This is a genomic window from Candidatus Viadribacter manganicus, from assembly GCF_001679665.1.
Classification (GTDB): domain Bacteria; phylum Pseudomonadota; class Alphaproteobacteria; order Caulobacterales; family Aquidulcibacteraceae; genus Vitreimonas; species Vitreimonas manganica.
On the sequence record NZ_CP013244.1, the window covers coordinates 1,452,778 to 1,470,963 of the forward strand.

Here is an 18,186-nt window from a genome sequence, read left to right on the forward strand (position 1 = left end):
CTTTGAGCCCGTTCATCGAAAGGCTCATCCCGATGCCCTCAACCACAGACCATTGGCGCCTCAGCGCCGTCGCTCACACTGACCGACTTATTGGCCTCGCCATGCACCAACTCGACGACGCCAACGAGGCGCGCTGGGTCGTGCACCGCGTTTTGCTTCGCGCCATGGACAATATGCTGGCTCCGATCAGCGGCTTCGATCTCGACGCGGCGCTTTCGCGCGTGCTGCGCGTTCATCCCGTCAAAGCCGCGTGAAATGAGCGAATGTTTGGCTGACGTAGTTCCAGATTGTGCATGCGGCCTCCGCTACTTGCGCGGCGCGCTCGAACTCCCCGCGGCCGAAAACGCACGCGCATTGTCCGTGCGGACGAATGCTAGGCGAATGGCGCGGCCGTCATCGGCTCGACTTCGAAGCTGAAGACAAGGACCTGCAACCGACCGCATCCTTGGTCCAGACCAACTGAGCCAGGTCGGCGAACTTTCTCACCCGCGTTGGTCAGCCGGCATCTTGGTTAGCGCGCAGGTTTTGGCGCCACGAACAAAGTTTTCGATATCGCGCGCCTCGCTGGCGCCGCCCTCACGGTCCTCGACCAGCGCCGCTTGGTCGATAATCAGATCCTGCAAGGCATCCGGTAATTCATCCCACTGAAGCACCAGAGCACTAGCTAAACGGCGCAGCAGATGTTCTTGCTCAAGCTTGTACTTCAGGGTTTTGCCGATCACGCGCGGCTCTAGCGCCGGGCCGACATATGCGCCTCTTGAACTAATCATAAGAAACGGCCTCAAGGCGCGCTTCATCAAGGATACGATCGTAGGCTTCCGCATCATTCCTGACGCGATATTGCTGTGCGCCGCGGTCGTGAGGCAGCGGCTGGACGATGCGATAGGCGCCGGACGGCGCTGAGAAAGCGCCAGAGCGCATAACGGACACACGCTGCCCCGCGCTGAACTTTGTCTGCGCCATGAGAAACCTCTTTGTCAGGAAATCGGGCCGCTGCGCACGCCGCGCGGGACCCTATTATATCTAAATGGGTATTCGTACCGCAGTATCAAGCAGCCATGGCGGTTAAAGGTGGTAAGCCGAGCGCCTCATCCCGAGCGAGTTGATCACACCAAGAGCGTCAACCTGCCCCCTCTTGGCGCCCGTCCGAGTCCTGAATGAGCCAGCGCGTATCGTCGAGAGAAATTCTGGGACCGGCCTACTCGCTCTCAATTGCCGCCGCTGGCGCCATGCCCGCGTGGACCGCTCAAGTTCGCCGATTGCAGCCATTCGACCAAGAACCCTCCATCTCGCAACTTAAAATTATCGTTATGAACCGTGCCAAAGCGACGAGAAAAGCGGTGCGCTAAGAGGGCGTTGTCATTGGCACAGCAGGAGATTTTTGGTTCGCCTTCACCTGCGAGGCCATTGGTGTCGGATGACTCACGGCCACAAAATGATCGGAATGCCTGGGCGGCGCGAACGTAGTCTCATGAGCCATGAAATGGCGGGCAGAGCGAGGCTGGCATTGGACAATCAACCTTATCGATCAACTCCTTCGAAGGCGTCTTCCACGTGGGTGCAGCTGATTGCTGCACACACCGAAGCGATGCGCCGCTACGAACTCGCCGCCAAAGCCGCCAAGGAAGGCGCTGAATTGGAAGACGAAGTAGACATCGTGCTTGGTGAACTCGCGCAAATTGAGCAGCGAGCGCTGAGTGAGCCTGCCCCGGATGTCGTCGCGCTTCGATTCAAGTTGAGGCTTTGGGCCAACAGCAGGGTCGAGGACCATGATGACGATTGGCGTATACTCGCGCAGGACTGCGAGCGGTTCCTCCCGTGAGGGCAGAACGCCGTCTCATCCTAAGTTTGGCAGCGCTCCTGCGAGCAGATATCCTCCGCTGCAACGCTTTCTTCAAGCGAGCGAGCAAACTCCAAAAGCGTCCGACGCGCACGATCAGGAATTTTAGAGGAAGCGCGAATGAGCTCAAGGACTTGGCTCTTTGCTAGGTCTTCGTGAGAAAGCGATTGCGCCGACGACGAGATTGCCGACGTGCCTACGCCTCTCAGACTCAAACCCTCGTAAAAGTAATTTATGGGAACATCGAGGGCGCGGGAAAGTTCATAAAGTCTGGCCGCGGACATGCGGGTAGCGGCGCATTCATATTTCTGAATTTGCTGGTGCTGAACGCCGATGGCGTTCGCCACCTCTGCCTGCGTAAGCCCCAGGATCCTGCGTCGGCGCCTCAGTTTGCGCCCAATGCTTACGTCAATTTCTGTCGGCCCAGCCTCGATGTGCGCGGCAGTGAGGTCGGCGAGCATTTCTAGCTCCATGTACTTGGGTCTTTTGTCAGCCCCGCAGTATTTCCGACTTGATGCAACGCAAGTCTGTGAAAATTTTCACGCCGCCCCGCACCCTGGCGGCGGTTCCAGCGAGTGGCCTGCTCGCTCCAGTCCAACCGCTCGCGCTCCGTGCCGCGTGCGGCGTAACCTCGCCGGGATGCGTCATTCGCGGCGCCATCTCGACTACGTCTTTGAAATCCCTTTGGGGCCCCGGGCCACAACCATGCCCAAGCCATCAATGACGCGAAAACACTTCGCACCGTGCGTTGTCCGCGCGTTCGCGAAACCCCTCATGGCGGTGGCGGCGGCTTCCGTTCGATCCCGCGCTGCCACCTTGTTTGAAGACAACGCCTTGCTGGAAACATCCTCAGAATAAATGATCTCGAACCAAGGCATGAGTTCTCTGTTACATGATTCCAGGGTCCGGGTCGCTCCAATCGGGACAGTCGCTCCCATAAACAGCGAGCGGTCGATACCCCGCCAGCGGACGTAGCATGGGCAGCATGCTCGCAACGAAGCGAGCAGAGACTTTCTTTGATGCTTCCCTACGCGCGGGAACATTCAGAGTTTGTTCTTCGCGGTGCTCATACGCTGTCGTCGCCGGAATTTGAAATATCCGTCAAAGCAATCGCACCAGAAAGGCGTCGCGACCTTCTTGAGGAGAGCGCACCTCCGTCCAGAAATGAAACTTGCCGGTGTCGGCAAGTTCATAGGCGCTGTTTCGAATAACGCTGATCGGAGTTTGCGTCACAGGAGAAAACGGCTCCCTGGGCGGACAAGGGAGCCGTCCTCTAGACGACGCAGGGTGCGTGAGCGGTCTGGGGTTTCCTGCGCGCGCATCAAACCATTGCAGGTTCAGTGCATACCGGCGGTACGCCATCGCACAATCTACGAAAAAGAACCTCCGACCGTCCTCCTCGGCGACGCCGCACTGGCGATGGATGCCCGCTTCTAGGGCCAGCGTGCGTCATAGCCGGGATTTTCCCGAGTGGCCTACTCTCGCGATTGCAGTCAGTGGCTTAGCGCACACAGCAATGGCGTGTTGTCGCCGAAAGCGGTCCTAATTCGATATGAAGCCGTCCTCCAGTGTGCGCCTCCAACTCCTGCGCCGAAGGGCAAAAGGAGCGCCCCCTGCGAAGACGAACCCAGCGAAGAACCCCAAGACACGGTCTAGGAAGCCGCCTCGGACCACGAGCATCTCGGCATCGCCACATGGGTTTTCCAACGCTTCTTTCAGGACCGCACGCGCTTCTTCAAAGCTTTCTTCAGCAACGACAATTTGAAAGCCGTCGTAGATCAGAAGGCGCTCTGGCATGTTACAAAGCGAATTGTACCAATATACCCAGTTCGGGATGCCTGCCGCATCTAGCGTCGCGCTAATGACAAGCGCCTCACCGCGCTCGAACGAAACAGCCGCAAGCCTTACCCCCATGCCCCGCAGCCTATCGGCGCCGCGGAGGAATAGGAAGTTCACTCGTTAGACGTCGCTGTCCCATGACGCGTCTTCACGTCATTTTCCCGAATGGCCGGCGCGCTCAATTCGTACCGTAGCTCACATTCGACACGCTACGTCGTGTTGTCGCCGAAGACTGCCGTTGGGTCTGTCAGCCTTGACACGGGCTCAGCGTAAGCGGCGCATACTCAGTGCAGACGCGGCGTTTTGGTCGAAAGTCACGGTTTCCACTGCGCCGGCCAGTAATGCTAGTTGGGCAATAAGTGCGTCTGCAAACTCTGCGGAATTCGAAGTCTGATACAAGCCAAGGGCCCGATAAGCGGCGTCTGGATTTTCCACGATCAGTTCGGCGGAGCGTAGTAATCCCTCGACGGCTTTAGCGATGTCTTCGCGTGAGGTCTTGTATGCGCGGGACAGGACCCAGGTGATTTCCGCGAGCACCACGGAGCTTATGAAGCCCGGCCGATCCCGATTGAGACGAGAGATAAGGCGCGTTGCTATGGGTGACTGTATTTTATCGTCCTGAGCGAGAAACCGCACAACGACATTAGTGTCGAGGCCGATCACTCCCCTTTGGCTCCGCGACCAATCGCCTTGTCCATGTCCGCGAGCGAGACGGGCTTCTTCGGCGCAGGGATCAATCCCTTTAGGCTCTTGATAGACAGCGTCGCAGGCATCACGGCGAAGTTTCCATCTTCCATCCGAACGAAGTCGACGCGATCCCCCGGGCCAACGCCCAGTGCGACGCGGACGTCCTTGGGCAACGTTAACTGCCCCTTGGAGGTAAGAGTGGCTGCGGTCATTTTGATTGCCTTACTTTATGTAAGACGTAATGTAAGGAAGCTTGCCCGTCGTCAACTCCTCGGCGTTGATTTGGCCGGCCCGCTCAATTCCCGCCACCAGCGCCCTCCCCGTCAGAACGTCGCGATCTCGCCGAATACCGCCGCTCTGGACAGAGCGGTCTCCAGCTTGAAGGCGGCGGCGCTGCTGGTGAACTAGGGGGCCTCGCGCGCTAGCCGATAGGCGCCGGTAGCACGTCCGCCGCCCCAGCTTCGAAACAGCGTTTCGATTTGACGCGCTTCAGCCACGGTGCATCGCTCGCGCTCTTCATCAAAGACAACACCAAGGCGCCGCAATCGCGATGCGGAAAAATCCCTGCAGCGCGGCATGTATTGGCTTAAGCGTTCGCCGTTACGACGCATGATAATATAAGTCGGCTGAGGCTCGTCACCCTGCACGATCCAGCGATCGCGACCGAGCGGAATGAACAAGGCGCGCGTTATGTCGCCGTCCGGATCCGTGACTTTGCAATAGGCGCCATCGCGCTCGAACACAAACCGATAGGGCGTTTGATCGATCTCCTCGTAGACCGTCGGCCTCACGAATGGGCATTGACCGCGATCTTCAGCGAACACCGGCCCGTTGGACGAAAAGCACCCCGCCAGCCCTAGACAGAGCAGAGCAATGCTAAGCGCGCGCATAAGATAAGACCTCCACCTCGCTGGGCTAGGCTGCGCAAATCTTGCGGTAAAGGTAGGGCGGAAACGTATCCAAATGCGCACTCTACCCCTCACGACACTGCGCGACTGGGAGCAGCGCCGCTCGATTCCGGACGCTCCCGCGCGCCCGCCTGCTCGCGATTGAACGAGATCCCAAAAGAATGATGGCGCCATTGGCTCCAGCAACAGCTTGATCAGCCAACCGGCAGGCGCGCTCCAATCGAGACACTGGGGCCCCGCTCGTCAATTCGGCATGCCGTCGCCGTAATCAGACACTCGATTTATCCGCTCGCAACGCGGCTCACGCAGGGCATGTAAGGGTATTGAGCGCACCGAACGCGATCGGCAGTTGCAGTGTAAATCGACAATGTGCGGGTTCCCGCACAGACTCCCGATCTTCCCGAGCCGATACTTGGGCAAGCCGGGAGCTAGGGTATGCGAAACCAAAACCAAAACGGTCGTCCGCGCGTCGATACGGCCTTGATCACCATGTGGCGCCTGACGGCGGAGAATGCACGACTCAATGAGCTTTGCGAGCAGCACAAGGCTATGGAGGAGCGATATGAGCTCATGCTTCGCGAGGGCGATCATCGCATCAAAAACAGCCTCCAAGTCGTCGCCAGCCTGCTGGGCATGCAAGCGCGGCGGGCGTCAAATGCCTCGACGCGGAACGTGCTGCACGCAGCTGCGGCGCGCGTTCAGACGGTTGCGCGTATTCACGACGCCCTACAGCTGAATAATGCGAGCAATGATGTCGTCGATCTAGGCGCGCTGGTTGAGAATATGTGCGCCTCGCTCCAGGAGATGACCGGCGGCTCCGATGCGGTCCAGATCATCGTACACGCCTCGCCGATCAAAACGGCGCTCGATCTTGCCCAGCCCATCGTCCTCGCCGTCAACGAGCTCATCATCAATGCACTGCGTCACGCATTCCCGCAGGAGCGCAACGGCTCGGTCACGATCACTGTCGCGGAGAGCAACGGCCAATTGAAAATACAGGTGGCTGACGACGGTGACGGCCTTCCGGACAATTATGCGGCAGGTCAGGGCTATGGAATGCGTCTCGTCAAAGCCATGATTGCCAAGGTCGGCGGAAGCCTCCACGCGCAAAACGCGGGCGGCGCCCGCTTCACGCTGACGGCGCCACTGCACAGAGCTACGACTTGCCCGCGAGCGTCCAGATTGCTTTGCGCCTTTGGTCCCCAATGACGACGCCCGCCCCGGACGCCGCTTCCGCCGCCGAGAGCATTGCTTCACTGAATAGCGACGGCACGAAGAAGTGGTTCATACCACCCTACGTGATCCCGGCCGTCATCCTCGCGCTCGTGACTTGCCGCGCGCTCTTCGGCACGTGAGACAGCCGCCGATGCAACTCCCTTGGGCGCGGTGCGTTCCCCACGCAGAGGAAACGCGCATGGACGAGCAACATCCCCCATCTGACGCGCGCTGCGCACTCGGATGAGAATTGCTCAGATCGCTCCACTGGCCGAGCGTTGTCCGCCAGCCCTCTATGGCGGTACGGAACGCGTTGTCTCCTACCTCACCGAAGAACTTGTTGCGCAGGGTCACGACGTAACGCTGTTCGCGAGCGGCGACTCAATTACTGCAGCCGAACTCGATGCATGCTCGGAACGCGCACTGCGCCTCAGTCCCGGTGTCATCGATGGCTTGCCTCATCACATGATCATGCTGGAGAAGGTCGCCCAGCGCGCTCACGAGTTCGATGTGCTGCACTTTCACATCGATCTCCTACACGCGCCGGTCGTGCGCGAGTTCGCACAGCGCACGGTAACAACTCTGCATGGGCGGCTCGACTTACCGGATCTCAAGCCGTTCTACGCCACGTTTCCCGATCTGCCGCTCGTCTCCATTTCTCATGCGCAGCGTTTGCCGATGCCGCCAGTAAACTGGATTGGCAATGTCTATCACGGTCTGCCGCGCGACTTGCTTGCGTTCAACCCACGCAAGGACGGCTATCTCGCCTTCCTCGGGCGCATTTCACCCGAAAAACGGCCTGATCGCGCCATCGAGATCGCTGCGCGCGCCGGTCTGCCTCTCAAGATCGCGGCGAAGATCGACCGGGTCGATCAGCCCTATTGGGACGAACACATCGCGCCGCTCGTTCGTGCGAATGCGAATGTCGAATATGTCGGAGAAATCACCGAGCTTCAAAAGTCCGAGTTCCTGAGCGGCGCCCGTGCGCTTGTGTTCCCAATCGATTGGGAGGAGCCGTTTGGCCTAGTGATGATCGAAGCAATGGCGTGTGGAACTCCGGTAATCGCCTTTGGTCGAGGTTCCGTGCCCGAGGTGATTGACGACGGCGTCACGGGGTTCATTGTCAACGATGTCGATGAAGCTGTTCAGGCGCTTGAGCGGCTCGATACCTTGGACCGCGTTGGAGTGCGCGAGCGCTTTGAGACCTGCTTCACCGTCGAACGCATGGCCCGCGACTATGTCGAGATCTATGCGCGCATGGCGGCCTCATCGCATGCACGCGGATTTATCGCCGCCAGCCGCCCGGCGGCGCCAGCACCACTCGCTCTTTGAGAGTCGGAGACGCGATTGACAGCAGTTGAAAAGGCGCACGCTGACGGCAATGAGGCCACCTTAGACAACGGCCCTATTCTGATCCCTGCTGAAACGTCACTTCAGGAGCAACGGCCGCGCGCCCTCAAACACGGCGACACGTTCGCCGTGTATGATCACAACGGCGACATTCTCGCTGGCGCGGGTAGCCCAGAAGGGCTCTTCCATGCCGACACGCGCCATCTGTCGCGCCTGCAGCTCTCTATAGACGGCGCGCGGCCGATGTTGCTGAGCTCGGGCCTGCGTGACGACAATGCTGCTCTGATTTGCGACCTTTCAAACCCGGATATTCACGACGGCGCGGGACATTGTGTTCTCGCGCACGATCGCCTGCACATCCGACGGGTTCGCCTGCTCTGGGACGCAGTCGCCTATGAGCGAATCGCAATCAAGAACTTCGATCGCAAGATACAGCGCATCACGATCACGCTCACCTTCGCCGCAGACTTCGCTGACATCTTCGAGGTCCGCGGCGCCACACGTGAACGCCGGGGTCGCTACGAGCCGGAGCAAGTAAGCGCGGACACCGTCACACTAGCTTACACTGGACTGGATCATCGCCTCCGGGAAACACAACTGAGATTTGAGCCCCCGCCGACCTCGCTCACGACGCGGCGCGCGGACTACGAGATCAACCTCGCTCCCGGCGAAACCACGGCGATCTTCGTCGAGATCGGGTGCGAGGCCCTACCCGCTACACAGTCGGCGCGCCGGGCATTCTTTCGCGCCTTCCTCAACGCGCGCCGAGGCCTGCGTGCGTCGTCGTCGCGCGCCGCCTCGATCGCCACATCGAACCAGATTCTAAATGAAGCAGTGCGACGCAATGTGGCCGACCTCTACATGCTCTGCACGCAAACGACGGAAGGACTCTATCCCTACGCCGGCATTCCTTGGTTCAGCACCGCTTTCGGGCGCGACGCCATCATCACGGCATTGCAAACGCTGTGGTTCGATCCGACCATCGCACGTGGCGTCCTTGGACACCTGGCCGCCAATCAGGCTACCGACTTCGATGAACGCGCCGATGCGGAGCCCGGCAAGATCCTCCACGAACTGCGCCGCGGCGAAATGGCCGAACTCGGCGAAGTGCCGTTTCGACGCTACTACGGCAGCGTCGATTCCACGCCGCTGTTCGTGATGCTGGCAGGCGCCTATCTTGAGCGCACGGACGACATCGAAACGCTAAAGCTTCTGTGGCCGAATATCGAAGCGGCGTTGACCTGGATCGAAGTCCACGGCGATCGCGATCGAGACGGCTTCGTGGAGTATCATCGCCAGACCGAGCAAGGGTTGGCCAACCAAGGTTGGAAGGACAGCCAAGATTCCATTTCGCACGCCGACGGCTCGCTCGCACAGGGCCCTATCGCACTCGTTGAGGTGCAGGCTTACGTTTACGCTGCATGGCGGGCAGCCGCAGCCATCTCGCACCGATTTGGCGATGCCGCGCGCGCCAGCAACCTGAGCACACGAGCCGAAGCCATGCGCCGCCGCTTCGACACGCACTTCTACGATGAAGCGCTTGGCACCTACGTCCTCGCGTTGGACGGCGAGAAGCGCCCATGCCGAGTGCGAAGCTCCAACGCCGGGCACGCGCTGTTCGCGGGCGTCGCTCTTGCAGAGCGCGCCGCGACTGTAGCAAGCACCCTCATGACGTCGTTCTCTGGCTTTGGCATCCGCACGCTCGCGGCCTCGGAAGCACGCTACAACCCAATGAGCTATCATAACGGCTCGATCTGGCCCCACGACAACGCACTGATTGCCGCTGGCTTTGCTCGCTATGGGCTCCGCCAGCATGCGGCGCGGATATTCGAGGGATTGTTCGAAGCCTCCACCTACATGGATCTGCGTCGCTTGCCCGAACTTTTTTGCGGCTTTCCGCGTCAACGCGGCGCTGGACCGGTCTTCTATCCGGTCGCATGTTCGCCTCAGGCCTGGGCCACGGCCGCGCCAATCCTGTTAATGCAATCGTGCCTCGGCCTTCGCTTCGATCCGTGCGGCAATCGCATTAGCTTTGACCGACCGACATTGCCTTCTTTCTTAGACGACGTCGTACTTCGCGGACTGGCGAACGCGAACGGATCCGTCGACGTTTCGCTCAAGCGTTCTGGCGTGGATGTAGTGGTTCAAGTTCTCCGCCGCTCGGGAGCGTGCGAAGTCGTCACAACAGCCTAGCGCGATCAAACTCAATCGATCGGCTGCCGCAATTTCACTTGTGGCATGCGCTTGATGGTCCGCGTCGTCGGCTTCGGTGAGCGGTTGCGATTGTAGAGATTTGTCAAATCCAACTCACCACCGGCGATAGGCCGCAGTCCGCAGGATAGACGACAGATAATTTGTAATCGCGGTCTGTTCGGCTTCGCACCGATATCCACAGCGCCGCGATCTAGGGTTCTCTCGTCGTTGCGGAGAACCCTATGTCCATCGCCCATCAAGAGCTGCTGAGAATCTGTCCCGGATGCGGAGAAATATTCGACGCCAACATTGAAGCCGAGGCGCTTCATCACGTCACCTCAGAGCATCGGCCTCTATTGCTGCCGCGCAAACGCCGGTCGCGTCCGCTGACGTGTGACGCCCACCTCGCTGCTGTGCGGTAACCTCAAAGGTCGGGAGCACGCCCAGCCTAACCCGACCCTCACTGAGCGGTCCTCCAGTGCGTGCTTCCCGCCCGCCGCGCTGGAGGGTCGTTTCAGAACTCGCAACAGAACCTGCCGCGTACCAGAGCTAGATCGGCATTCGTTCTGCGTCGCAATCATTTAAGGAGCGTTCCGGTGTCGGTTGAAACTCTCGCTCTCTGGCTCATCGTAGGCGCGATCGCCGGCTGGCTCGCCAGTACCATTGTCAAAGGTTACGGCCTGGGACTCGTCGGAAATATCGTTGTCGGCATCATCGGCGCATTTATCGGCGGCTGGATTTTCGCTCAGATGGGCATCGCCGTTGGCGCTGGCATTGTAGGCGCCATCATTGGCGCGACCGTAGGCGCCATTGTGCTGCTTCTGCTGCTCAATGTCGTTCGCCGCTCGGCGTAACAACCATCGTTCTAATCGTACGCCATCGGCGAGCGAATCCGGCCACGTTGCAGAGCGCTATTGAACGAATAGGCGCGCCAACCGGCCGGTCTGGCGAGATCGGCGCGCCTACCAAATCGAACGGGGCCGTCAAGGCGCGCCGCCCGACCGCCTTCTATCACGGCCACAATGGCCACACCCCTTGCGTACGGTACCGTACACATCACAGCGTGCCGTGGGCACGCCACCGAAAGCATCGCTGCCTTCGCGGGTCCTAGCCCTGGCTCTAGTCATCGATGGCAGAACCAGAGAGCTTGGGCTTTGTGTCTACTCGATGAGCCGGCGGTGCTCAGCCTCCGGCACACCGTAAATTTTTCTGGCGAGCCCGATGAGCCCCCTGCGATTGACGACAGTCACCAGCCCACGGCTTGCATGCAGGAGGCCCCTTCCCTCCAGCGCGTGCAACGCATCTGTCACGCCAGATCGCCGAACACCCAACATAGCGGCGATGGCTTGGTGGGTCAGCCGGATCTCATTGTCATCCTGCCTGTCTTGGACCATGAGAAGCCATCGCGCCAAGCGCTCCTCAATCCGAGCGGTGCCATTGGCAAAGGCGGTCTGCGATATCTGCACCGTCAATACCTGTGCGAAGCGCTGAAAGCGCTGACGCAAAGATCTGCGGGCATCTAACACTGAACGTAGGTTCTTGGCGCTGATACGATGAGCGCTGCCCGGCAGTAGCGCGAAAGCGTCATAGGGCGAGCGGTGGTTGCCAAGCACAACCGCGGTCCCCGACATTCCCTCACGGCCTATCAACGCGGTCTCGATCTGATCGTACGTCGAACGCGCAACCACCGAGATCACACTGTCATCCGGAAAATAGACAAACCGGATCGGCGTGTTGGCGTCCTCAATCTGAGCGCCGCGATCGAGCGTCGTCGGCTCCAAGCGAGGCCACAATAACGCGCGATCGGACTTGCTAAGTCCCAGAAGCAACTGATTCCGCACTGAGATCGACACAAGCTCTTGCCTTCCAGGGCAAGAGCTAAACGTCTCCTAGCCGCTCGCGCCCAATGACTGGCGAGCGATACCCACGACATGGCCCCTACCACGCTGCTCGCAAGGCCGCCCGCTGAGTACGGAACCGCACATTTGCTGCATCGCGAGCCGGCGAAGATCGAGGATTGTACGACGCCGTACATACATGGCCGACCGATCTGCCATTTTCGATGCCAGTGCCGAATCGCAATTTAGGAGGCGGTGATGCGAAAGCTGCCACACTTGCCCAAGTTTCCTGGCTACTCCGGCGCGGAAAGGCCAAAGCAATTCACGGTCTGCGACGTATGCGGACAACGCATCGATAGCGATGACATGGATCAAGTTCTCCATCACGGGCCCGATCCTCACGATCCTTTGGAGATCGTCTCGCCGGACGATGATGGCTGAGCGATTGCCGGGTCAGCGCGAAGTGAAGCCCCAGAAACTCTCTTCGATCATGACTTCACCGCGCTGGCGTTGCTCTCGGATTCGGAAGCCGTTTGCATGGTGGCGAATGCGGGCATCCGTTGCGCCGATGCGTGCCTGCAATACAGCGGCCGCCAGTGAGGAGTCCGAAGATGCAGTGCTGCAGATCGATCGCTTCCCCGATGGGCCGCTTAGGTACTCGATTGTATATCGCACGCGACGACTCCTTCGACTTGATGTTGAGGACTCGTTGCCGGAACAAAAGACGCCGTTCCCGGATGACCGGGAACGGCGCTTCATTGATCGAGTGCTCAGCGCGTACTGTTGAGGATCACTTGCGAGATCAACCCGCCCGCAATGGCGGCAAGTAGAAGATCACCGCCATCACTGCGCACCCAATGATAGCCCTGCTGCGGCGGACGTAGACGACGATCGGTGCGATAATCCACTTCCTGATAGCGATCCTGGTAATAGCCTAAGCGCTCGCCTCGCTGCCACGGCTGGTAGCCATAAACCACCTCGTCGCGCTCGTAGCGTCCCTGTGGCGGACCGAAGTTCCACTGATTGTTGCGATAATAGCCGTTGTGACGGCGATCATCCCAACGTGCATCATCCCTTGTGTCGCGCCAGTTCTGACGCCGATCATAAGGCCGTGCACCGCCGATCACGACGCCAATGATCCGGCCGGAGCGGTTGATGAGAAGAAAATCGCCGCGATCATCTTGAACCCAAGTTAGACCGCGTCCAGGACGGCGCAATTGCGCGCGTCGATAATCAACTGGTTCAAACCGGTTGCGGTAGTAGCCACCCAAAGACTGACCTACCGCCCAGGGACGATAGCCCAACTGGAAGTTCGCGCGCCCATAACGGTCGGCAGATGGCGGCCCATAGGTCCAGCGGCCGTTCTGATAATAGCCGTTGTGGCGATTATCGTCCCATCGGGCGTCCCGATTGTCGTCGCGCCAAGACTCCCGGCGCTCGCGGTGATCGCCTCTGCGCGCTTCGTCTCGATCGTCACGATCTTGCACCTGCTGGCTTGGACTTTGGTATTGAGCATGCTGGACCATCTGGTTGCGCAGCAAGTCTTGCTGGGCTGATGCCGAGCTGATCGCAAGCGGAGAGACGAGCGCCACCGCCGCGACTGCGGTGAGGAGAGTGTTTCTGTTCATTGGGAGGTTCTTTCTAACCTCGATCAACGCGCGAGAGTGACGAAGGGGGCCGCCATTCTCATGCGAGGCAAGAAGCTCATTCTCTCGCTTGGTCGCAGCAACGTGTGATCATCATCACGGCAAGGCCGTCGCACTCCAATCGTCGGATGAGAGAATCGACAAAGCCCTCCGCGTGCAACACTGTCGCCACCTTGGCCCAATGTTTGTAGCGGCCAGTTTCTGCGAGCTCGTACGCCCGTTGGCGCATGGTCATGAAGAGAGCATCATCGTTCATGCTGATCGCCGCGATGGAAAGATTGTCGTGTATAAGTCGCATCAGGCCCGGTCGTCTGCGCGCCATCGCACAGACAGGCGTTCGGATCGCGCTTAGTCAGCGCAACGGAGCCGGGGGGCTTCGCAGTCTGAGCCGGCCGGCGACTCGTCTTTGGCCCGGCTAAGTACGCGGGGCGGCCTCCTGCGGGAGGCCGCTTGCCCTTCATGGTGGCGCCGGTCACAGAAGAGGCGGGTCAGAAGAGATTCAGTGCGCCGCCGCGCGTCCGACAAACCGCCCGACCTCCCATACCTCTATAGATACGCCTGCGCCCGATCGCGTCTGGGCGACGGCAACCGCCTCCGCGTCGTCAAAGCAAGTTACAGAGTCTTCCCAAATTACTCGATCGCCGTCGTTGACGCCAAAGAAGCGATAATACGCGAGCATGCAATTTCGTTCTGTCATGGCCTTCACTTTCATTCAGACGGAGGCAGCCACATTTCTGAAAGGCATGAGCGCCCCCAGGACCAATGGAATGGCGAGTGCGACACAACGCGCTCGCGACATCCTCCGCTTCACCGCCTCCAAGCGAAGGCGCTGAAACCAAGATCGATGAAGAGAGCGCATGCCAATTCTCCGCACGCGCGCGTGCTCGAACTATCAAGGATAAGCGCACGCAAGGTTCGGCGCTCCGAGAACCAAGAACTATGCGCCAATCAGGCCGAGTCCATGACGAGCGGAATTAATGATCTGCAACTGCGTGCGCGATCGCTCAGAAGATTGTTGGGCGCGCACCCACTGCACTTCGGCGCAAAAGAAACGGCTCCCCCGGTGGCGAAGGAGCCGCTCCAAAAGCGCCGGTGGCGGTCGGGGGGACTATCGCACCAACGATAACGCCTCCTTGCACATCGAGGCCACCGCGTCGGTGCGGCATCGCGCAATCTCACTGGATCAAATCACACAACGTCCGTAGTGGTGTGCGATACCGCACAGATCCGGCAGCTAATTGCAGCCGTGACGCAACATCCACTGGCGCCACATTGTGCTTTGGCGCATTGTACTTGTATCGTTCCTCACCTCATCGGCGCCGGATCGACTGAGAGATGCATGTGCTCCCGCCAAGGAGCCCTAATGTCTCGCCTCATTCAAACCACTGTCCGAAACCGCATTCTCGCGGCGCTCCCGCCTGCGGAATTTGCTATCATCGCTGAGCACCTCACGCGCGTTGAGCTGGCGCTCGGCGAGTCGCTCCACCGAGCCGGCGACAAAATCATCTCTGTCTTCTTTGTCGAAAGCGGCTTCATCTCAGCGCTGACTATGCTGTCTGACGGGCAACCGCTCGAGATCGGCCTGATTGGCTCGGAAGGCGTCGCTGGCGTTTCAGTAATCCTGGGCGCGACCAACTCTTACAGCGAGACCATGTGCCAGACCGGCGGCGGCGCCTATCGCATGTCCGCCGCTGCTCTCAACGATGTGGCGGCGCGCGCGCCGCATTTGCACGATCTACTGCTGCGCTACACCCACGTCTTTCACGTTCAGGTAGCGCAAACCGCCGCGTGCAACGCCCATCACGAATTAGGCCAGCGCCTCGCCCGCTGGCTGCTCGCCGCGCACGACCGCAGTGACGTGGCGGAGCTGTCGCTGACCCAAGACTTAATCGCCGTCATGCTCGGCGTGCGCCGCTCCACGGTCAGCATCGCCGCAGGCACGCTGCAGAAAGCAGGCGTTATCCGCTATCAGCACGGCAAGATCACAATCGTTGATCGGGTCGGCTTAGAGAACGCGGCGTGCGAGTGTTACGAGGCTGTAGCAAGCGAATATCGCGCTTTGTTTGCCGAATACCCGCAAAATCCGAGGCCGGCCGGCCTCCCGTCAACATGGTGACCCGGACCGCTGCTCAACTCAGTCATTCGTGCGGCGCCCCCCGCACCGTGACAAACAGAAGCGCCAACGCACTCGTGGCCGACGCGTTGTCACGCCTCGCCATTCGCTGCGCGTTGGCGCGCCCCCGTTTCGATACTTTCGCTTAGGGTGATTGCGTCTTGTCGGCGATCTCTGCGATCCGTCCGATTGTCGCCATGGCAGATTGCGCCGATTTTGCTGCTTCCATAGCCTGGCTCTTGGCGCGATAGTCTCCGAAGAATTTCCCATCGAGCCAGACGCGCCAGATACCGTGCCGGAAGGTGATCAAAAGCGTGGAACGGGGTCCGGTCACAACGGAAACGCTTTCACCGCATCATCGTGATCCGCCACCAGATTGCGTTCGACAAAGATGATGCCGGGCGTTGCGCCCAAGTGTTCGAGCCAAAAGCGCTGCGTGACGAATGAATCTTCCAAAGACAGAGGCGCGCATACGCTGATGACGAATTCAGCGCCGCCGAGAGTAAGGCGTTCAAAGCAAAGGCCATGAAACGCGATCTCATCGCGCAAGGTCGCGGCCTCGTCGTGGCGGCCGGCTCCCTCAAGCGCCTGCGCCCCTCTCAAAGCATGCGACGGCTGAAACTTCACATTAAAGCTCACGCGCAAAGCAGGCGCCTGCAAATGGGCTTGTTCCACTTCCGCCGCGCTAGGCGGCGCTTGCGATACTGCCGGCGCACAAGCGCAAATGCATGCAGCGCCCACCAACAACATCGCGCGCGCTGCAGCCAGCGCCCTCCGATACTTGCTCGGCGTCATCGTGGGCCATTCGCGGCGACCGCTCCCCAAAAAATGGCCAAGCTCCCCAACGCGGGAACGAGCAGCAGCAGCGAGACCCGCATCATGGTCAGAGAATTTGTGTCCGCCATGCCTTTGTCGGCGCCGGATAGCGTAGCCGGAATTGGATTGATGACGCTCGCGGGCGGCCATCCGATTGTCACGACCCTAGCTTGAGTGGTTTTTGCGACAGATCTGGTCGAGCCGCCTTCATTCTCCCAGGATGCCAAGTCCTGGTGCGCCCGGGTCTGGGCCAAGTGAGTTGGCGCGATCTTCATCGCAGAGCCTCCGTCGAGGGCGGGTCGCGAAAAAGCCGCGCGCCAAGCTGATAATCCTTCCAGACTTCGACAATCGGAGAACCACAGACATGCGTGCGCGCCTGTGCGAGCGCGGCCGCGTCGTCCTCAAATGGACCGAATGAAGTGCGCTGCGTGCAACCGCCCGCACCGAGAAGACATATGGAGTAGTTCATGGAGGAATACCTGACCAAGCAATGGGCTCAGGCCCTTGCATCAGGTCGGCACATCGGCTGATTGATGCGAAGTCGAACGATCAACTCTTTAGACATGGGCCGTTCACTCGATTATTCAACCGTTGAACGTCTCTAAGCTTGCACAGTTGCGCATGTTCCATCTCGCGCCTCCTCGATGTCGCCGATTGCGGACACTTCAGTTCCCGCAATATTGTTCCTAGGAATTCATCAGCGAAGACGGCCATCCGATCCGAACTAGAAGATTGTCGGGACCAGCGACGCCAACTTCGTACATTCCCCATTCACGGTGGCGAAGAACGCCACCGGGTCGAATGATGAGATCATCGACACGCGCTGCTATCGCGGCAACATTTGGCGTCCGAATGAAAACACCAAAGGGATTGTTCTCAGACGGAACGCGCCATGGGCCGCTGCCCGCCTGGGTAAGGTGCACTTCGCAACCCCAGCCCGTCATGATGACGTACTGCGCGTCGCCGCCGTCGCGTGAGAAGCTTAAGCGCTCCCAGAAGGGTATCGCAGCGGCGAGGTCGTTACTCGGCACTATGGCGAATGCGCCAACAGACTCGCTTTCCGACATTCCTTGCTCCGCAGAACACCGAGTGTACCTTTTAGTGCGCATGGCCGTTTTGGGCCAACCGCGCGCCATCAGACAATTTTCGCGGATAGCGCGCGTGCTCCATTCGAACCGCTCGCGCCCTGCCCGTCAATTCGGCTCACGATCGGCGAAAACCGACGTCAGTCTTCATGCTCATACGCACCGATCTTTTCCAGGCCGCTGTTGACGAACGCGTAGCAAGTTAGGTTGCCCTGAACCCGCGCATAACACAGCAAAGGGACATCCATGGCGCGAACCCGCGCGTACCACGCGCGACCTACGGCGGGCGTGAAGAAGTTGCCGTTCTCATCGGTAGTGAGTTGGGTCGTTTCTTCGGAGTCCGGAGACCACGGGGGAAGCTGTGCCGATGTCAGTGATGCGGCGCGGGGCGCGAGCCAGTCGCGCAAGAAATCCTGCAACTGTGCCGCGTTATCGATGCTTGAGGCCAATCCGTCCCGTGCGTTTATGGCGTCCACGTGGCGGACGTCGTCCCGCAACCTGACTACCAAGAGCACCGCGACATTCGTGCAATCAGGCCCCACCGCGTACGCAGTGGCGACATACACCGGCATCTCCGCACCAGTTATGGTGCGACTTGTCCGTGCGGAGCACGCATCGAGTGCGACTGCGGCTCCGCTTTCCATGCTTTGCTGGGG

25 protein-coding genes are annotated in these 18,186 nt (G+C 59.9%); 9 read left to right on the forward strand and 16 right to left on the reverse strand.

Features of this window, described 5'->3' with window-relative positions:
• Nucleotides 1-32: 32 nt before the first annotated feature.
• Nucleotides 33-254, forward strand: a complete 222-nt coding sequence (locus ATE48_RS07560) for a hypothetical protein (protein ID WP_228126845.1) — start codon at nt 33-35, stop codon at nt 252-254.
• Nucleotides 255-482: 228 nt separating this feature from the next.
• Here ATE48_RS07560 and ATE48_RS07565 read toward each other — a convergent pair whose 3' ends face one another.
• Nucleotides 483-770 carry a hypothetical protein gene (locus ATE48_RS07565; protein WP_066769692.1) on the reverse strand — a complete coding sequence of 96 codons (288 nt, stop codon included), beginning with the start codon at nt 768-770 and terminating at the stop codon, nt 483-485.
• The gene (locus tag ATE48_RS07570; protein ID WP_066769695.1) at nt 763-963 is read right to left on the reverse strand and encodes a hypothetical protein; all 201 of its coding nucleotides are present in this window, start codon (nt 961-963) and stop codon (nt 763-765) included. Before ATE48_RS07570 ends, ATE48_RS07565 begins: the two co-directional genes overlap by 8 nt.
• Before the next feature lie 595 nt (nt 964-1,558).
• Here ATE48_RS07570 and ATE48_RS07580 point away from each other — a divergent pair.
• Complete coding sequence (locus ATE48_RS07580; protein WP_156767659.1) at nt 1,559-1,822, forward strand: hypothetical protein; 264 nt, start codon at nt 1,559-1,561, stop codon at nt 1,820-1,822.
• 20 nt (nt 1,823-1,842) lie between these two features.
• On the opposite strand, the gene ATE48_RS07585 is transcribed toward ATE48_RS07580, so the two are convergent.
• The 5 genes from ATE48_RS07585 to ATE48_RS07610 form a co-directional block, all read right to left on the reverse strand.
• On the reverse strand, nt 1,843-2,301 hold the full coding sequence (locus tag ATE48_RS07585) for a helix-turn-helix domain-containing protein (protein WP_066774701.1): 459 nt from the start codon (nt 2,299-2,301) through the stop codon (nt 1,843-1,845).
• Between the two features lie 1,081 nt (nt 2,302-3,382).
• On the reverse strand, nt 3,383-3,754 hold the full coding sequence (locus tag ATE48_RS07595; RefSeq protein ID WP_066769707.1) for a hypothetical protein: 372 nt from the start codon (nt 3,752-3,754) through the stop codon (nt 3,383-3,385).
• Nucleotides 3,755-3,943: 189 nt separating this feature from the next.
• The gene (locus tag ATE48_RS07600; RefSeq protein WP_066769710.1) at nt 3,944-4,342 is read right to left on the reverse strand and encodes a PIN domain-containing protein; all 399 of its coding nucleotides are present in this window, start codon (nt 4,340-4,342) and stop codon (nt 3,944-3,946) included.
• Nucleotides 4,339-4,578 carry an AbrB/MazE/SpoVT family DNA-binding domain-containing protein gene (locus tag ATE48_RS07605; RefSeq protein WP_066769715.1) on the reverse strand — a complete coding sequence of 80 codons (240 nt, stop codon included), beginning with the start codon at nt 4,576-4,578 and terminating at the stop codon, nt 4,339-4,341. The genes ATE48_RS07600 and ATE48_RS07605 overlap by 4 nt, the downstream gene beginning before the upstream one ends.
• Before the next feature lie 192 nt (nt 4,579-4,770).
• Nucleotides 4,771-5,256, reverse strand: a complete 486-nt coding sequence (locus ATE48_RS07610) for a hypothetical protein (RefSeq protein WP_066769716.1) — start codon at nt 5,254-5,256, stop codon at nt 4,771-4,773.
• A gap of 453 nt (nt 5,257-5,709) precedes the next feature.
• On the opposite strand from ATE48_RS07610, the gene ATE48_RS07615 reads away from it, so the two are divergent.
• The 4 genes from ATE48_RS07615 (at nt 5,710) to ATE48_RS07625 (ending at nt 10,032) form a co-directional block, all read left to right on the forward strand.
• Entirely contained in the window at nt 5,710-6,483 is a 774-nt protein-coding gene (locus ATE48_RS07615) for a sensor histidine kinase (protein ID WP_066769718.1), read from the forward strand.
• Complete coding sequence (locus ATE48_RS19725) at nt 6,480-6,629, forward strand: hypothetical protein (protein ID WP_156767660.1); 150 nt, start codon at nt 6,480-6,482, stop codon at nt 6,627-6,629. Before ATE48_RS07615 ends, ATE48_RS19725 begins: the two co-directional genes overlap by 4 nt.
• A 103-nt stretch (nt 6,630-6,732) precedes the next feature.
• Nucleotides 6,733-7,821, forward strand: a complete 1,089-nt coding sequence (locus ATE48_RS07620; protein WP_066769720.1) for a glycosyltransferase family 4 protein — start codon at nt 6,733-6,735, stop codon at nt 7,819-7,821.
• A gap of 75 nt (nt 7,822-7,896) precedes the next feature.
• Complete coding sequence (locus ATE48_RS07625; protein WP_418219401.1) at nt 7,897-10,032, forward strand: amylo-alpha-1,6-glucosidase; 2,136 nt, start codon at nt 7,897-7,899, stop codon at nt 10,030-10,032.
• An 11-nt stretch (nt 10,033-10,043) separates the two neighbouring features.
• Here ATE48_RS07625 and ATE48_RS07630 read toward each other — a convergent pair whose 3' ends face one another.
• The gene (locus ATE48_RS07630; RefSeq protein WP_156767661.1) at nt 10,044-10,361 is read right to left on the reverse strand and encodes a hypothetical protein; all 318 of its coding nucleotides are present in this window, start codon (nt 10,359-10,361) and stop codon (nt 10,044-10,046) included.
• A gap of 267 nt (nt 10,362-10,628) precedes the next feature.
• On the opposite strand from ATE48_RS07630, the gene ATE48_RS07635 reads away from it, so the two are divergent.
• Nucleotides 10,629-10,886 carry a GlsB/YeaQ/YmgE family stress response membrane protein gene (locus ATE48_RS07635; protein ID WP_066769729.1) on the forward strand — a complete coding sequence of 86 codons (258 nt, stop codon included), beginning with the start codon at nt 10,629-10,631 and terminating at the stop codon, nt 10,884-10,886.
• Nucleotides 10,887-11,192: 306 nt separating this feature from the next.
• Here the strand turns inward: ATE48_RS07635 and ATE48_RS07640 are convergent, their stop codons facing one another.
• Nucleotides 11,193-11,873, reverse strand: a complete 681-nt coding sequence (locus ATE48_RS07640) for a Crp/Fnr family transcriptional regulator (RefSeq protein WP_083197211.1) — start codon at nt 11,871-11,873, stop codon at nt 11,193-11,195.
• Nucleotides 11,874-12,128: 255 nt separating this feature from the next.
• On the opposite strand from ATE48_RS07640, the gene ATE48_RS07645 reads away from it, so the two are divergent.
• Nucleotides 12,129-12,311: a hypothetical protein gene (locus ATE48_RS07645; protein WP_066769733.1), complete on the forward strand. Its 183-nt coding sequence runs from the start codon at nt 12,129-12,131 to the stop codon at nt 12,309-12,311.
• Nucleotides 12,312-12,323: 12 nt separating this feature from the next.
• Here the strand turns inward: ATE48_RS07645 and ATE48_RS20000 are convergent, their stop codons facing one another.
• The 3 genes from ATE48_RS20000 to ATE48_RS07655 all read right to left on the reverse strand — a co-directional run bounded on the left by ATE48_RS20000 (nt 12,324) and on the right by ATE48_RS07655 (nt 13,772).
• Nucleotides 12,324-12,545: a hypothetical protein gene (locus ATE48_RS20000; RefSeq protein WP_228126846.1), complete on the reverse strand. Its 222-nt coding sequence runs from the start codon at nt 12,543-12,545 to the stop codon at nt 12,324-12,326.
• A gap of 95 nt (nt 12,546-12,640) precedes the next feature.
• The gene (locus ATE48_RS07650) at nt 12,641-13,498 is read right to left on the reverse strand and encodes an RcnB family protein (RefSeq protein ID WP_066769734.1); all 858 of its coding nucleotides are present in this window, start codon (nt 13,496-13,498) and stop codon (nt 12,641-12,643) included.
• Nucleotides 13,499-13,574: 76 nt separating this feature from the next.
• Nucleotides 13,575-13,772: a hypothetical protein gene (locus ATE48_RS07655; RefSeq protein ID WP_156767662.1), complete on the reverse strand. Its 198-nt coding sequence runs from the start codon at nt 13,770-13,772 to the stop codon at nt 13,575-13,577.
• A 1,107-nt stretch (nt 13,773-14,879) separates the two neighbouring features.
• On the opposite strand from ATE48_RS07655, the gene ATE48_RS07665 reads away from it, so the two are divergent.
• Nucleotides 14,880-15,632, forward strand: a complete 753-nt coding sequence (locus ATE48_RS07665) for a Crp/Fnr family transcriptional regulator (protein WP_066769748.1) — start codon at nt 14,880-14,882, stop codon at nt 15,630-15,632.
• Nucleotides 15,633-15,774: 142 nt separating this feature from the next.
• On the opposite strand, the gene ATE48_RS07670 is transcribed toward ATE48_RS07665, so the two are convergent.
• The 4 genes from ATE48_RS07670 to ATE48_RS07695 all read right to left on the reverse strand — a co-directional run bounded on the left by ATE48_RS07670 (nt 15,775) and on the right by ATE48_RS07695 (nt 18,102).
• Entirely contained in the window at nt 15,775-15,963 is a 189-nt protein-coding gene (locus ATE48_RS07670) for a hypothetical protein (RefSeq protein ID WP_066769750.1), read from the reverse strand.
• Entirely contained in the window at nt 15,960-16,424 is a 465-nt protein-coding gene (locus tag ATE48_RS07675) for a hypothetical protein (RefSeq protein WP_066769752.1), read from the reverse strand. Before ATE48_RS07675 ends, ATE48_RS07670 begins: the two co-directional genes overlap by 4 nt.
• A gap of 707 nt (nt 16,425-17,131) precedes the next feature.
• The gene (locus ATE48_RS07690) at nt 17,132-17,512 is read right to left on the reverse strand and encodes a VOC family protein (RefSeq protein WP_066769756.1); all 381 of its coding nucleotides are present in this window, start codon (nt 17,510-17,512) and stop codon (nt 17,132-17,134) included.
• 158 nt (nt 17,513-17,670) lie between these two features.
• Entirely contained in the window at nt 17,671-18,102 is a 432-nt protein-coding gene (locus ATE48_RS07695) for a hypothetical protein (RefSeq protein WP_156767663.1), read from the reverse strand.
• Nucleotides 18,103-18,186: the final 84 nt, after the last annotated feature.